Raw genomic sequence first — 14175 nt, forward strand, 5'->3', positions numbered from 1 at the left:
CTCCGGTGAGAAATTCCTACTGTCCGACCATCGTACTCCGCCGCATCGGCCCGGAGCGATGAGTCGCCGGGGCGCCCGTCGTCGGCCCTGGTATGACCGACCTCGCCAAGCAGGTGCAGACGCGCGCCCAGGCCCTCGTGGACCGGCTCGTGGCCGAGGGCGACGAGGTCGGCCTGCAGGTCGCGGTGGTGCACCGGGGCCGGCTCGTCGTCGACGCCGTGGGCGGCCCGGCCGACCCCGAGCGCGGCCTGCTTGTCACACCCGGCACCCTGTTCTTCGCCGCGTCGGCGGCCAAGAGCACGGCCTCCGCCGTCGCGCACGTGCTCGTGGAGCGCGGCGAGCTGGCCTACGACCTGCGTGTCGCGGACGTGTGGCCCGAGTTCGCGGCGCACGGCAAGGGCGGTACGACGCTGCGGCACGTGCTGATGCACACCGCGGGCGTGCCCGCGCCGCCCTACGGCACCACGGCCGAGGACCTGTGCGACTGGGACGGGATGTGCCGTGCCCTTGCGGCCGCGGAACCCTGGTGGGAGCCGGGCACGCGGTTCGGCTACCACGCCAAGACCTTCGGCTTCCTGCTCGGCGAGACGGTGCGCCGGGCCACGGGGCACACGTTGTCGTGGTGGCTGCGGACCGCCGTGACGGGACCGCTCGGCGTGCAGGACGACGTGCACTTCGGCGTCCCACCGTCCCTCCTGGACCGGGTCGCGCGACAGGTGCCAGGCGCCGTACCGCTGTCGGCCCCGGTTCCTGGGTCGCCCGCCGACCGGGCGCTGCCGCCCGGGATCCGGCCGGACGCCGGGTTCGCCAACCGGCGTGACGTGCTCACGAGCGACATCCCGTCCGAGGGCACCATGTCGGCCCGGGGTGCCGCATCGGTGCTGGGGGGCCTGCTCGGGGACAGGGACGTGACGCTCGTGTCGCCGGCCCGGCTCGCGGAGCTGGCCCGGCCCGCGTTCGAGGGGCCGGACGAGGTCATGGGCATGCGGGCGTCCTGGGCGTTCGGGTTCGCCCCGCTGCGGCCGGGCGGAACCGCCCGGCAGGGCTCGGCCTTCGGGATGCTCGGCGCGAACGGGTCGGGCGCCTGGGCCGACATCGACTCCGGGGTCGCGGTCGCCGTGCTGCGCAACCGGTTCACCCCCGACTGGACGGCCGCCGGCGAGATCGACCGGCTCGTCGCGGAGCTCTTCCCGGCCCCGTCCGCCGAACACCGCCCGTCCGACCGACCCTGAGGAGCAGGCCCATGGACGACCCGATCACCACCCTCGACGCACGGTTCAGCGACCCCGGCGCCGCGCCGACCACCTGGCAGGCGGCCGTCGAGGTGCTGGAGAACGCCCAGATCACCTGGCTGACGACGGTCCGCGCCGACGGCCGGCCGCACGTCACCCCGCTGGTCGCCGTCTGGCTCGACGGGGCGCTGCACTTCACCACCGGCCCCGAGGAGCAGAAGGCGGTCAACCTGGCCGTGAACCCGAACGTGGTGCTGACCACGGGCACGAGCGCCTGGGACCGGGGCCTCGACGTGATGGTCGAGGGCCCGGCGGTCCGTGTCACCGAGGCAGCGCAGCTGGCGCGCCTGGCGGGCGCCTGGCGCGGCAAGTGGACCGGTCAGTGGCAGTACGAGGTGGGTGACGGCGCGTTCCGCAACGACGTCGGCGGCACCGCGCTGGTGTTCGCGGTGGACCCGGCCAAGGTGCTGGCCTTCGGCAAGGGCACGTACACCCACACCCGGCACGTGCCGCGCGGCTGACCGGTCCCGCTCAGTAGATCGTGCGTCCCTGCTCGTCCGGGATGCCGGACTTCCGCAGGAAGTAGGTGTTGACCTGGTCCCGCCACTCGGTGGCGCTGCGGAGCTGTTCCGCGAACCGCTCCGCCACGCGCTCGGCGAGGCGGGGCTCGACCAGTGGTGCCGCCGCCGACCACGCGGCGATCATCCGCTCCACGCGGGACACACCCTCGAAGTGGGTGTCGTAGATGTGCTGGATCACGGTCCTGCCGCTGTGCAGCACGTGCGTGTACGGCACGTGGTGGAAGAACAGCAGCAGCTCGTCCGGGCACGTCGCCGTCGACCCGTACGTCTCGCGCCACGGCGAGGGGTACTGCCCCGCGAACCCGGTCCCCGTGCGCACCGTCCGGTCGACGCCGATCCCGTCGCGGTCGGCGAAGTGGTAGGTGCCCCACGGGGTGTACTCGTACCCGTCGACGTCGGGCCCGTAGTGGTGGCCGGGGCGCACCATGAAGCCGACACCCAGCGGCGCCGTGTACTGCTCGTACGTCTCCCACGACCGGTCGAGCACGGCGTGCAGCGCCTGCCGGACGGTGTCCGGCGCACCCGGGAACGTCAGGCCCGCCCACTCGTCGAGCAGGTCGGCCGGGTCCAGCGCCGGGTCCCAGCACAGCCGCCCGTAGGCGTAGAGGTTGGCCTGGGCGAACGGGTGGCCGGTCCAGAACTCGTCGTCGCCCGCGCTGGACACGGCGGCGAACCCGCCGGCGGGCTTGTGCCAGGTGCCGGTGCCCGGGTCCTCGACGGCCTTGGCGCGACCGGTGGCCAGGTCGGCGACCGTGGGGGAGCCGCCCGTGCGGTCGGCCGACCAGAACCGGAAGCCGAGGATCTCGCTCCACTGCGGGCCGAGGTACACGGCGTGCTGCTGCTGGCCGGTGTACTCCTGCGTGACCTGCAGCTCCAGCGCGATCCGGGTGCGCGGCATCGCGGCCAGGACGGGGGAGACGGGCTCGCGCACCTGGAAGTCCATGGGCCCGTACTTGATCTGCACGATCACGGCGTCCGCGAACGCGCCGTCGAGCGGATGGAAGTGGTCGTACGCGGCGCGGGCGCGGTCGGTCGACCGGTCGCGCCAGTCCTGGTGGTGGTCGTAGACGAACGCCCGCCAGTGGACCAGGCCGTCGTGCGGCGCGACGGCGGCGGCCAGCATGTTCGCGCCGTCGGCGTGCGTGCGGCCGTATGCGAACGGGCCCGGCTGACCCTCCGAGTCGGCCTTGACGACGAAGCCGCCGAAGTCCGGGATCGCCGCCCACACGCGTGCCGCGGCGCGCACCCACCAGTGGGCGACGTCGGGGTCCAGCGGGTCCGAGGTGGGCAGCCCGCCGAGCGTGATCGGGGACGCGAACGACACCGACAGGTGCACGCGGATGCCCCAGCGCCGGAAGACGGCGGCGATCCGGACGACGTCGCCCAGGTCGTCGGTGAGCAGGCGGGCCTCGCGCTCGTGCACGTTGACGTTGTTGATCGCGATGCGGTTGATGCCCACGGCGGCCAGCAGCCGGGCGTACCGCTCGACGCGCGAGAGGTCCGCGCGGACGAAACCGTTGTCGTAGAAGAGCGAGCCCCCGGAGTACCCGCGTTCGACCTGGCCCATGACGGGGTGCGGGGCCATGTTGTCCCAGTGGTCGAGCATGCGCAGGTGGGTGGCGGGCGCGTGGGTCTGGTCGGTGTCCGGCCCGGCGAATGCCGCCTCGCCCAGGCGCACCACGTGGAACAGGCCGTGCAGCAGCCCCGCGTCGCACCGTGCCTGCACGACGACGGCCCCCGCCTCGCGCGTGAACCGGAACGTCTCGTCGGGCACAGGTTCGCCGCCGGCGCCGTCCGGGTCGTCGGGCCCGGGCGGACCGTCGGAACCCGGCGGGCCGTCGGACGCGGCCGGTGCCAGCGTGAGCACGAGCTCGGCGTCGGCCACGCCGTCGCCCACCTCGAGGCGGGAGAACGAGCCACCGAACCGGGCGGTGGCCGCCGCCACCTCCTCCGCGACGGTGCCGGCCAGGACGCCGTCGCCCGCGACCACCACCCGGCGTCGGCCGAGCGCGGCGAACGCGTCGTCGGGCAGCCAGGCCGGGTGGGGCGCGGGGGCGGTGCCCGGTACGTCAGCGGTCATGAGGTCGTCGTCCTGCCCGTCTCGCGGTGATGTACGGATGTGCGCCTGTACCCGGCACTCTGCCTCAGCGGCGCCGCCGAGGTCCACCTGTCCTGCTGGGCAACCCGGTCAGGGGCGGGCATAGGCCAGCTTCGGGAGGTGGTAGGCCAGGTCGGCGGCGGTGTCGACGGCCTCGTCCAGGTCGAGCCGGTGCTCCGCGACCAGCCGGGCGAGGTACCCGGCGTCGACCCGGCGGGCCAGGTCGTGGCGTGCGGGGATCGAGCAGAACGCGCGGGTGTCGTCCACGAACCCCGACATGTTCGAGAAGCCGGTGGTCTCCGTGGCCGCCTCCCGGAACCGGCGCATCGCGTCCGGCGCGTCCAGGAACCACCACGGCGCACCCAGGCGGAGCGACGGGTACACCCCGGCCAGCGGCGCGAGCTCGCGCGAGTACACGTCCTCGTCGATCGTGAACGCGATCAGCCTGAAGCGCTCCGCGTGACCGAAGGCCTCCAGCACCGGCCGCAGGCCGCGGGCGAACTCGACCGCGACCGGGATGTCGTACCCCTTGTCGGGGCCGAACGCGGCGGCGACCGCGGGGTCGTGGTCGCGCAGCACGCCCGGGTGCAGCTGCATGACGAGGCCGTCCTCGGCCGACATCGCCGCCATCTGGAACAGCATGTGCGCGGAGAAGGCGGCCTCCTCCTGGGCGCTGATCCCGGGCTCGCCCGTCCTCGCGGCGTCGAAGGCCGTGCGGAACAGGGCGCGGGCCACGTCGTCGGGCAGCGGGGTGGTGTCCGCGGCCAGGTGCCCGTGGTCCGTGGCCAGGCCGCCCGCCGCGACGAAGGCCGCGCGCCGCTCGCGGAGCGCCGCCAGGTAGCCCTCGTAGGTGTCGGTGGCGATGCCCGACGCCGCGGCGAGCCGCTCCAGGTCGCCCCGCCAGGTCTTCCGGGCCGGGTGCAGCAGCGGGTCCGGGCGGAAGGTCGGCAGCACGCGTCCCGGCAGGTCGGCGGCGAGGCGGGCGTGGTCCTTCAGGTCGCTCCACGCCGGGTCGGTGGTGGTGATCGTCTCGATGCGGAACCGCTCCAGCAGCGCCCGCGGGCGGAACGCCGGGTCCGCGATGGCCGCCGCCACCTGGTCGTAGACCTGGTCGGCCGTCTCCGCGGACGGCCGTACGGTCACGCCGAAGATCTCGACGAGCTCGTGCTCCGTCCAGTACCGCGTCGGGGTGCCGCGGAAGTGCTTCCAGCCCGCGCAGAACCGCCGGAAGATCTCGCGCGGGTCCGTCTCGAAACCGGGTCCGTCGGCCGGGCCCACACCCAGCTCCGGGAGCCGCGTGCCCTGGGACACGAGCATGCGCGTCAGGTAGTGGTCGGGCACCACGAGGAGCTGGGCGGGGTCGGGAAAGGCCTCGTCGTCGGCGAAGGCCGTGACGTCGACGTGGCCGTGCATCGAGACGATCGGGAGGTCCCTCGTGGCGGCGTAGATCTCGCGGGCGATCGGCCTGGTGACCGGGTCGGCGGGCAGAGCACGGTCGGGGTGCAGCGTCCAGGTCTCGGTCACGGTGGTCCTCCTGAGGCATCGTCGCCGGGTGGGTAAGCGCTTCCACATCCTAGGGGCTGCCTGCGCGGCCCCCGGTTCCGGCCCGGTCTCAGGCGTCGCGCCGTCGGATGACCACCAGCCCCAGCACGACGAAGGCCGCGATCCAGGCGAGGATCGCCGCGACCGCCGGGCCGAGGGGAAGATAGCCCTCGCTCCCCGGCACGGACAACCCGGACAGGCTCTCGATCAGCGCGCCCGGCATCCACCGCGGCACGGTCTCGCCCCAGGCCGGCGGCAGGTACTGCGCGACCACGACGGGCAGGAGCGAGCCGAGGAACAGGATGATGGCGGCGGCCGCCGGCCTGCGGACCACCACGCCGAACAGCATCGCGAAGCTGCCCCACACGAGCATCTGCACCGGGATGAAGACGAGCATCACCCGGACCAGGCCGGGGTCGCGCAGGGAGAGCGCCGGGTACCCCGCCAGGTGCAGCATCCCCTGGGTCAGCGCGAAGTCGACGGCGGAGATCGCCAGGCCCGCCACGACCCCGAGGCCCGCCACGGACACCAGCTTGGCCAGCAGCACCCGGGCTCGGTCCGGCGTCGCCACGAACGAGTAGCGGATGACGCCGCTGCCGAACTCGCCGGCGCTCGTCGTGGCCCCGAAGAAGGCGAAGGCCCAGACGCCGAGCGTCGGCCCGAAGAACAGCACCTCGTAGGTGGCGCCGCCGCCCTCCGCCTGCCGTTCGTACAGGGTGCCGGCCCCGCCGCCGACGGTCACCAGCGCGGTCAGGCCCACGGCGATCGCGAGGGTGACCAGCAGCAGCACCCACAGGCTGGGGCTGTGCCGCACCTTGATCAGCTCCGCGCGGACGGTCGCGCCGAAGCCCGGCGCCGAGATCTGCTGGTCGGTGGTCATCGTGCCTCCCGGGTCAGGTCGAGGTAGGACTGCTCCAGGCCGCGACCGGCACTGAGCTCGGCGAGGGTGGTGTCGGCGGCGACGCGGCCGTCGTGGATGACAACGATGTGGTCGGCTAGCTGCTCGACCTCCAGCAGCAGGTGCGTGGACAGGAAGACCGTGCGGCCCTCGGCGGCCAGGCGGCGCAGCAGGTCGCGCAGCCACCGCATCCCGGCGGGGTCGAGGCCGTTCGCCGGCTCGTCCAGCACCAGCACCTCCGGGTCGGCCAGCAGCGCGCACGCGAGGCCCAGCCGCTGCCGCATCCCGAGCGAGTAGCCGCGGACCTTCTTGTCGGCCGCGCCCGCGAGGTCCACCTGGGCCAGCACCGTGCCGATGCGCGCCGCGGGCACGCCCGCGGCGGTGGCGTACCACTGCAGGTGCCGTCGCGCGGTCAGGTAGCCGGGCAGGTCCTCGGGGTCGAGCAGCGTGCCGACGCGGGCGGCCGCGGCCGGCAGCTCGGCGTAGGGGGCGCCGAGCACGGTCGCCGTGCCGGACGTGGGGCGGGTCAGGCCCACCAGCATCCGCATCGTGGTGGACTTGCCCGCGCCGTTGGGCCCCAGGAAGCCGGTCACCTGCCCGGACGGCGCGGTGAAGGACACCCGGTCCACCACCGCACGGTCGCCGTACCTCTTGGTCAGTCTCGTGGTTCGGATCATGCGTCCAGCCTCGGCGTCCGGCCGGGGCCGGCGACAGCGTCATCCGGACCTGTCGCATCCGTCGTCCGTCGGTCCTCGACCAGTACCTCCGGAGGGGGTCGCGGGGCTTGACCGCGGGTGCCCCGGGCTGCAAACGTTCGCAGTCAAACCCTGCTATAGGGTGCAAACGTTTGCAGCGTCGCAATCCGGTCACGAGGGGGTGCCATGGTCACGGTGCACGACGTCGCGCGCGCCGCCGGGGTCTCGATCTCCACCGTCTCGCGCGCCCTCTCCGACCCCGACCGGGTGGCCGCCGCGACCCGCGACCGGGTGACCCGCGCCGCCGCCGAGCTCGGCTACCGCCCCAACCGGGCGGCCAGCGGACTGCGGAAGGGGCGCACGCACGCCGTCGGGCTGCTGGTGCCCGACCTGGAGAACCCCTACTTCGCCGCCGTGACCAAGGCCGTCCAGGCGCGCGCCCGCGCCGAGGGCTACGAGATGTTCGTGGCCGACTCCGACGAGGACGCCGACGTCGAGGCCGAGCTCATCGGCGCCCTCGCCGCCCGCACCGACGGGCTGCTCGTCGGCTCGCCCCGCTGCGGCGAGGCCGAGCTGCGGGCGGCGCTCGCGGGCGTGACCGCCGTCCTGGCCAACCGGGAGCTGCCCGCCGAGCCGGGTACGACCGCGGTCCCGTCCGTCCACGTGGACGACGCCGACGGCGCCGCCCAGGTCATGGGCCACCTCTCCGCGCTGGGGCACCGGACGGTGGCGCTCGCGGCCGGACCGCCGTCATCGTGGTCGGGCCGGCGGCGCGTCGCCGGGCTGGTCGCTGCAGCCGCGCACCGGGACGTCGAGCTGGTCGAGCTGGGCACGTTCCAGCCCTACTTCGCCGGTGGCGTCCAGGCGGCCGACCACGCGGTGGCGAGCGGCGCGACCGCCGTCGTCGCGTTCAACGACCTCATGGCGCTGGGCATCCTGGACCGACTGCGGCAGCGCGGCGTCGACGTGCCGGGCCGGATGACGGTGGTGGGGTTCGACGACGTGCCCCAGGCCACCCTCGTCTCACCGGCGCTCACGACGGTGCGTGCGCCGCTCGCGCGGCTCGGCCGGCGCGCCGTCGACCTCCTGCTCGCCCGGCTGCGCGGCGATCTGCCGGCGAGCGTACAGCTCCCCGTGGAGCTCACGATCCGCGGGTCCTCCGGACCTGCCCCCGCCGGGGCGGCCGGCTGACGCCGGTCCCGGCGACCAACCCGGGCGACGATGCCCGAGAGAGGAAGGCACCATGCGCACCTCGAAGAAGGTCGCGGCGCTCGTCGGCGTCGCGGCGCTGTCCCTGCTGACCGCCTGTGCCCCGCCCGCGCCCCCGGGCGGTGACGGCGGCGCCGCCGTCACGGACCCGGCCGACGTGCCCGACACCCCGTCGGAGCCCGTCACCCTGAACATCCTCGACGTCGCGGGCAACCAGCGGCTGACCGAGGGCATGGTCGAGGAGTTCGTCGAGAACAACCCGGACGTCATCGAGTCGGTGACCTGGGAGACCGGCGGTGCCCCCGACGTCACGGGCATCGTCAAGCCCCAGGTGGACAGCGGCAACCTGTCCATCGACGTGGTCTTCACCGGCAACGACGGGCTCGCGGCGGGCATCAGCCAGGACCTGTGGCTCCCGATCGTGGAGGACTACGGCGACCGCGTGTCCAACCAGGACAACTACCTGGAGGCGGCCGCGAACATGCAGGAGCTCGCCCAGGGCTACGGCGTGGTGACCACGTACTACCCGTCCGGGCCGCTGCTGCAGTACGACCCGGAGGTGGTCGGCACGCCGCCGGCGACGCCGCAGGAGCTGCTGGAGTGGGCCGAGGCCAACCCGGGCAAGTTCGGGTACGCCCGCCCCGCCAACTCGGGCCCGGGCCGCACGTTCCTCATGGGCCTGCCCTACCTCCTGGGTGACGAGGACCCGGCCGACCCCGAGAACGGCTGGGACAAGACCTGGGCGTACCTCGAGGAGCTCGGTCAGTACGTCGACACCTATCCCACGGGCACCGGCCAGGTGATCACCAACATGGCCGACGGCACCTGGTCGATGATCCCGACCACGACGGGCTGGGAGATCGCGCCGCGCGCCGAGGGTCAGCTCCCGGACACGCTGGAGGCGGCCGCCTTCGACGACTTCACCTGGGTCACCGACGCGCACTACGCCGCGATCCCGAAGGGGCAGAGCGCGGACAAGATCAGCGCGATCATGCTGCTGCTGCAGGACATGCTCACCCCGGAGCAGAACGCCAAGGCGTACGACGCCGGCTACTTCTACCCGGGCCCGGCCGTCGAGGGTGCCACGCTCGACCTCGCGCCGCAGGAGTCGCAGGACGTGATCGAGGAGTTCGGCCGGCCCCTGTTCGACGAGCTCATCGAGTCGCAGGACGCCGTGGTGCCGCTCGACGCCGACTCCATGGTCACGGCGTTCGACATCTGGGACCGCGAGGTGGGCGGCGGCAAGGTGGAGGACGAGGAGTGAGCGGCTTCGAGACGCTGGAGCTGCGCGGCGTCGGCCGGCGCTTCGGCGGCGTGGACGCGCTGTCCGGGCTGGACCTGACCATCCGGTCGGGTGAGTTCGTCGCCCTGCTCGGCCCCTCGGGCTGCGGCAAGTCGACGGCGCTGAACTGCCTGGCGGGCCTGCTCCCGCTCACGCACGGCGAGATCCTGCTCGACGGCCGGCGCATCGACACGCTGCCCCCGGAGCGCCGCGGGTTCGGCATGGTGTTCCAGTCGTACGCGCTGTTCCCGCACCTGTCCGTGGAGAAGAACGTCGCGTTCGGCCTCCAGATGCAGGGGCTGCCGCGCGCCGAGATCGACACCCGGGTGCGGGCGGCGATCGAGCTGGTCAAGCTCGGTGAGCACGCGCGGAAGCTGCCCGGCCAGCTCTCGGGCGGGCAGCAGCAGCGCGTGGCCATCGCGCGGGCCGTGGTGCTCGAGCCGTCGCTCGTGCTCATGGACGAGCCGCTGTCGAACCTCGACGCCAAGCTGCGGCTCGACATGCGCACCGAGATCCGGCGCCTGCACCAGTCGCTCGGGCTCACCACCATCTACGTGACGCACGACCAGGAGGAGGCGCTGTCGCTGGCCGACCGCCTCGTGGTCATGCGTGAGGGCCGCGTGCAGCAGGTCGGCACGCCCGGCGAGCTCTACGAGAGCCCGGCGAGCTGGTACGTCGCCGACTTCATGGGGTACCGGAACATCCTGCCCGCGACGGTCGTCTCGGTGTCCGGGGGCGAGGCTGTGGTGGAGCTGCCGGGTGCGGCGGGTTCCGGCGGCGGCGTGCGGCTCACCGGGCGCGCGGTCGGTGGCCTGGGCGCAGGGGACCGGGTGCGGGTGGCGGTGCGGCCGGAGGACTTCTCGGTGGTGGCGTCGGGTCCGGTCAGCGGTGCGGGCTCGGCGGGTGGTGCGGGCGGCTCGGCCGGTGCGAGCGGCTCGGTCGGTGCGAGCGGCTCGGTCGGAGCAGGCGGCTCGGCCGGCGCCGTGCCGGGCACCGTGTCCGTGGTCGAGTACCACGGCCGCGAGTTCGCCGTCGGCGTGCAGGCCGGCGAGACCATGCTGCACGCGCGTGCGACGACGGCGCCCGACGTCGGCGGCGCCGTGCGGCTGACGGCCCCGGTCGAGCGGGTGCTGGTGTTCCGGGAGGCGCTGGACGCCGCCGTCGTGCCGCAGGGGGTGGCGGCGTGAGGCGCGGTCCGGACGTGGCCGGCCGGAGGGGCGTCGGGCGGGGGCGCCATGAGTAGCGCTCTCGGGCAGCGGCCGGTGCGAGCGACCGCGAGCCTGCGGCACCGGCTCGCCGAACGCGGCGTGGACCCGGCGCTCCTGCTGCTCGTGCCCGGGCTCGTGGTGGCGGTCGCGCTGTTCGTCTACCCGTTCTCCTACGGGATCGGGCTCACGATCCAGCCCACCGCCGCGATGCGGGAGCAGTGGGGCGGCGGCATCTTCGCCAACTACGTGGCGTTCTTCAGCGACCCGTTCGTGTTCGACTCCGTCGGGCTCACGATGCGGCTCGCCCTGCCCGCCGCGCTGTTCAACGTGCTCGCGTCCGTCCCGGTCGCGATGGTGCTGCGGCACCGGTTCCGGGGCAAGCGGCTGCTGACGTCGCTGCTCGTGCTGCCGATCACGCTCGGCACGGTGCTCACGGCGCAGGGCCTGCTGATCTTCGCGGGGCGGCAGGGCTGGCTCAACCGGGCGCTGCTGGCGTCCGGGCTGGTCGACGAGCCTCTCCAGCTCGTGAACAACTATCTGGGCGTGATGTTCTCCCTGGTCATCACGGGCTTCCCCTTTGCGTTCCTGCTCATCTCGTCCTACCTGTCGGGCATCGACCCGTCGCTGGAGCAGGCCGCCCGGACGCTCGGCGCGGGCTGGTGGCAGCGGTTCCGGCGGATCGTGCTGCCGCTGCTGGCCCCGGGGCTGGCCACCACGTTCGTGCTGACGTTCGTGCTCGCGTTCTCGGTGTTCCCGTCGGCGCGCCTGGTCGGTGACGCCATGGGCGAGACCCGGGTCATGTCGCTCATGGCGTTCCGGGCGTTCGGGGAGCAGAACGACTACGCGATGGCGTCCACCATCGCGCTCATGATGGGTGCGGTCGAGCTGGTGGTCGTGGTCGCCGTGCTGGGCCTGCGCTCGCTGCTGTACCGCGGCACCACGGGAGGTAAGGGCTGATGGCCGCAACCGTCGCACCGGGGGAGCGGTCGCTCGCCGCCCGCCCGTCCACCTGGTTCGTCTGGGCCGGCATGACGGCGTTCGGGGTGTTCCTGCTCGGCATCCTCGTCGCCGTGGTGGTCGACTCGTTCGGCCGCCAGTGGTTCGACACCTGGCTGCCCGACGGCCTCACCGTCGACCGCTACGTCGAGGCCTGGGACCGGTTCTCGCTGGGCGAGGTGGTCGGCGTCACCGTCGGCGTGGCCCTGCTCGTCGTCGTGATCTCCGTGCTCGTGGGCGTGCCCGCCGCCTACGTGCTGGCCCGCCGCGACTTCCCGGGCAAGCGCGTGGTCATGCTGCTGTTCCTGCTGCCCGTGCTCATGCCGCCCATCACGTACGGCATCCCGCTCGCGACCGTCATGTACTCGTTCGGGCTGGGGCGCACGCTCACCGCCGTCGTGCTGGTCAACCTGGTCCCGTCGGTGCCGTTCGTGATCCTGACGATGACGCCGTTCATCGAGCAGATCAACCCTGCCATCGAGTCCGCGGCCCGCATGTGCGGGGCCCGGACCCGGCAGATCTTCACGCGGATCCTCGCGCCGCTGCTCGTCCCGGGGATCCTCGCGGCGGCCATCCTGGTGCTCGTCCGGACGGTCGGGCTCTTCGAGCTGACCTTCCTCGTGTCGGGCCCTGGTTCGGACACGCTGGTCGTGGCGATCTACCGTGGCATGACAGCAGCCGGCGGCGGCGAGGCGAGACAGCTCATCTCGGCCATGTCGGTGATCTACACCGCGACCATGCTCGTCATGCTCGTGGTGGCGCTGCGGTTCGTGAACCCGACGCAGCTCGTGGCACAGGTGAAGGAGACACGCGATGACTGACCGCCTGCACAGGGACCATGTCCCCGCAGGGATCGACGCGCCCGTGACGCCGACGGCGGTGGGCATCGTCCACCTCGGCATCGGGGCGTTCCACCGGGCCCACCAGGCCGTCTACACGGAGCGCGCCGCGATAGCCACCGGCGACACCGTGTGGGGCATCCTCGGGGTGACCCAGCGGTCCGCGCGGGTGCGGGACCAGCTCCGTCCCCAGGGCGGGGTGTACTCGGTGCTGACCGCGGGGGAGAAGGAGTCGTCGGTCGAGCTGATCGGGTCCGTCGTCGACGTCGCGTACCCGGCCGAGGAGACCGGTCTGGTGCTGGCGGCGCTCGCGGCGCCGTCGACCCACGTGGTGACGCTGACCATCACCGAGAAGGGGTACGCGCGGCAGCCCGACGGGTCGCTCGACGTGACCGCCGTGGCGACGGACCTGGAGGCACTGACGGCGGAGCACGGCGGTGCCGTCGACGCGCCCCGGCCCGCGTCGTCGGCGATCGGGCTCCTGGTCCGCGGCCTCGCGGCCCGTGCCGCGTCCGGAGCGCCGATCACCGTACTGACCTGCGACAACATGGTGGACAACGGGCACGTGCTCGAACGTCTGGTGCGCGAGGCCGTCGACGCCGCGCTGCCGGGTGCCGAGGGCGACACGCTGCGCGGCTTCCTCGACGCGCGGGTCACGTTCCCGTGCTCGATGGTGGACCGCATCGTGCCCGCCACCACCCCGGAGCAGCGCGACGAGGTGGGCCGACTGCTCGGCGTCCGGGACGAGGGCCTCGTGGTGGGCGAACCGTTCGCGCAGTGGGTGATCGAGGACCGGTTCGCCGGGCCGCGACCCGCGTGGGAGGCCGCCGGTGCAACCCTGACCAAGGACGTGGCACCGTTCGAGCAGGCCAAGCTGCGGCTGCTCAACGGCACGCACTCCCTGGTCGCCTACTCCGGCTGGCTCGCCGGGCACGCGACGATCGCCGAGGCGGTGACCGACCCCGAGATCGCCGCCCGCGCACGGCAGTACCTGTTCGAGGACGCGCTGCCGACGCTCACCGCGCCCGAGGGCCTGGACCTGCGCCAGTACGGCGAGCAGATCCTGACCCGGTTCGCCAACCCGCACACCGGTCACACCACCGTGCAGGTGGCGATGGACGGCACGCAGAAGATCCCGTTCCGCTGGGGCGGCGTGCTCGCCGAGTCCCTGGCCGCGGGGCGGGAGCCGCTGGGGGTGGCGTTCGGCCTGGCCGCATGGGCCGAGTTCGTGCGACGCCGGCTCGTGACCGGGGAAGGCGTGGACGACCCGCGGGCCGCTGAGCTGGCGAACCTGGTGAACGCCGCCGACGTGCCGGGCGGGTCCGACGGCCTCGGCGACGTCGAGGGCCTGGCCGGCGCCGAGGAGGACCTGCGGGCGCTGCTGGCACTGCCAGGGCTGCTGCCGGAGGGGACGCCGGACGGGTTCGTGGACCGGGTGGCGGAGGAGCTGGAGTCGGTGCTGGGCTGAGGGGGTGCTGGGCTGAGGTGCGCTGGGCTGAGCTCGCGCTGGCCACGGCGTCCCGAGGCCTGCCGCGTCGTCGTGACGCGGGGCCGAGTGGAAGTGCGCTTCTACCCAGCGATCAGGCCCAGATCCA

12 protein-coding genes are annotated in these 14175 nt (G+C 73.5%); 8 read left to right on the forward strand and 4 right to left on the reverse strand.

Features of this window, described 5'->3' with window-relative positions:
* The first annotated feature begins 92 nt into the window (after positions 1–92).
* Positions 93–1232: a serine hydrolase domain-containing protein gene (locus ACIG47_RS22280; RefSeq protein WP_397433220.1), complete on the forward strand. Its 1140-nt coding sequence runs from the start codon at positions 93–95 to the stop codon at positions 1230–1232.
* An 11-nt stretch (positions 1233–1243) separates the two neighbouring features.
* A complete protein-coding gene (locus tag ACIG47_RS22285) occupies positions 1244–1753 on the forward strand; it encodes a pyridoxamine 5'-phosphate oxidase family protein (RefSeq protein WP_397433221.1) in 510 nt (169 codons plus the stop codon).
* Positions 1754–1763: 10 nt separating this feature from the next.
* Here the strand turns inward: ACIG47_RS22285 and ACIG47_RS22290 are convergent, their stop codons facing one another.
* The 4 genes from ACIG47_RS22290 to ACIG47_RS22305 all read right to left on the reverse strand — a co-directional run bounded on the left by ACIG47_RS22290 (position 1764) and on the right by ACIG47_RS22305 (position 7028).
* The gene (locus ACIG47_RS22290) at positions 1764–3893 is read right to left on the reverse strand and encodes an alpha-glucuronidase (RefSeq protein ID WP_397433222.1); all 2130 of its coding nucleotides are present in this window, start codon (positions 3891–3893) and stop codon (positions 1764–1766) included.
* 108 nt (positions 3894–4001) lie between these two features.
* Positions 4002–5435 (reverse strand): glucuronate isomerase, encoded by a 1434-nt coding sequence (gene uxaC / locus ACIG47_RS22295; RefSeq protein WP_397433224.1) that lies wholly within the window; start codon positions 5433–5435, stop codon positions 4002–4004.
* A gap of 88 nt (positions 5436–5523) precedes the next feature.
* Entirely contained in the window at positions 5524–6333 is an 810-nt protein-coding gene (locus ACIG47_RS22300) for a hypothetical protein (protein ID WP_397433225.1), read from the reverse strand.
* Entirely contained in the window at positions 6330–7028 is a 699-nt protein-coding gene (locus tag ACIG47_RS22305; RefSeq protein WP_397433227.1) for an ABC transporter ATP-binding protein, read from the reverse strand. The genes ACIG47_RS22300 and ACIG47_RS22305 overlap by 4 nt, the downstream gene beginning before the upstream one ends.
* A 204-nt stretch (positions 7029–7232) precedes the next feature.
* On the opposite strand from ACIG47_RS22305, the gene ACIG47_RS22310 reads away from it, so the two are divergent.
* The 6 genes from ACIG47_RS22310 to ACIG47_RS22335 are packed head-to-tail and all read left to right on the forward strand — an operon-like array spanning position 7233 to position 14048.
* Positions 7233–8237: a LacI family DNA-binding transcriptional regulator gene (locus ACIG47_RS22310; RefSeq protein ID WP_397433228.1), complete on the forward strand. Its 1005-nt coding sequence runs from the start codon at positions 7233–7235 to the stop codon at positions 8235–8237.
* Between the two features lie 52 nt (positions 8238–8289).
* Complete coding sequence (locus ACIG47_RS22315) at positions 8290–9519, forward strand: extracellular solute-binding protein (protein ID WP_397433230.1); 1230 nt, start codon at positions 8290–8292, stop codon at positions 9517–9519.
* Positions 9516–10724 carry an ABC transporter ATP-binding protein gene (locus ACIG47_RS22320; RefSeq protein WP_397433231.1) on the forward strand — a complete coding sequence of 403 codons (1209 nt, stop codon included), beginning with the start codon at positions 9516–9518 and terminating at the stop codon, positions 10722–10724. Before ACIG47_RS22315 ends, ACIG47_RS22320 begins: the two co-directional genes overlap by 4 nt.
* Positions 10725–10772: 48 nt before the next feature.
* On the forward strand, positions 10773–11702 hold the full coding sequence (locus tag ACIG47_RS22325) for an ABC transporter permease (protein ID WP_397433233.1): 930 nt from the start codon (positions 10773–10775) through the stop codon (positions 11700–11702).
* On the forward strand, positions 11702–12562 hold the full coding sequence (locus tag ACIG47_RS22330) for an ABC transporter permease (protein WP_397433234.1): 861 nt from the start codon (positions 11702–11704) through the stop codon (positions 12560–12562). Before ACIG47_RS22325 ends, ACIG47_RS22330 begins: the two co-directional genes overlap by 1 nt.
* The gene (locus ACIG47_RS22335; RefSeq protein ID WP_397433235.1) at positions 12555–14048 is read left to right on the forward strand and encodes a mannitol dehydrogenase family protein; all 1494 of its coding nucleotides are present in this window, start codon (positions 12555–12557) and stop codon (positions 14046–14048) included. The genes ACIG47_RS22330 and ACIG47_RS22335 overlap by 8 nt, the downstream gene beginning before the upstream one ends.
* Positions 14049–14175 lie beyond the last annotated feature (127 nt).

It is taken from the genome of Promicromonospora sp. NPDC052451 (assembly GCF_044547525.1).
In the GTDB taxonomy this organism is placed as follows: domain Bacteria; phylum Actinomycetota; class Actinomycetes; order Actinomycetales; family Cellulomonadaceae; genus Promicromonospora.

Excerpts from the sequence above, each read along its gene's own strand:
- ACIG47_RS22280 (WP_397433220.1), top strand. The coding sequence starts at position 93 with ATGACCGACCTCGCCAAGCAGGTGCAGACGCGCGCCCAGGCCCTCGTG.
- ACIG47_RS22285 (WP_397433221.1), top strand. The coding sequence starts at position 1,244 with ATGGACGACCCGATCACCACCCTCGACGCACGGTTCAGCGACCCCGGC.
- ACIG47_RS22290 (WP_397433222.1), bottom strand. The coding sequence starts at position 3,893 with ATGACCGCTGACGTACCGGGCACCGCCCCCGCGCCCCACCCGGCCTGG.
- ACIG47_RS22300 (WP_397433225.1), bottom strand. The coding sequence starts at position 6,333 with ATGACCACCGACCAGCAGATCTCGGCGCCGGGCTTCGGCGCGACCGTC.
- ACIG47_RS22305 (WP_397433227.1), bottom strand. The coding sequence starts at position 7,028 with ATGATCCGAACCACGAGACTGACCAAGAGGTACGGCGACCGTGCGGTG.
- ACIG47_RS22310 (WP_397433228.1), top strand. The coding sequence starts at position 7,233 with ATGGTCACGGTGCACGACGTCGCGCGCGCCGCCGGGGTCTCGATCTCC.
- ACIG47_RS22315 (WP_397433230.1), top strand. The coding sequence starts at position 8,290 with ATGCGCACCTCGAAGAAGGTCGCGGCGCTCGTCGGCGTCGCGGCGCTG.
- ACIG47_RS22325 (WP_397433233.1), top strand. The coding sequence starts at position 10,773 with ATGAGTAGCGCTCTCGGGCAGCGGCCGGTGCGAGCGACCGCGAGCCTG.
- ACIG47_RS22330 (WP_397433234.1), top strand. The coding sequence starts at position 11,702 with ATGGCCGCAACCGTCGCACCGGGGGAGCGGTCGCTCGCCGCCCGCCCG.
- ACIG47_RS22335 (WP_397433235.1), top strand. The coding sequence starts at position 12,555 with ATGACTGACCGCCTGCACAGGGACCATGTCCCCGCAGGGATCGACGCG.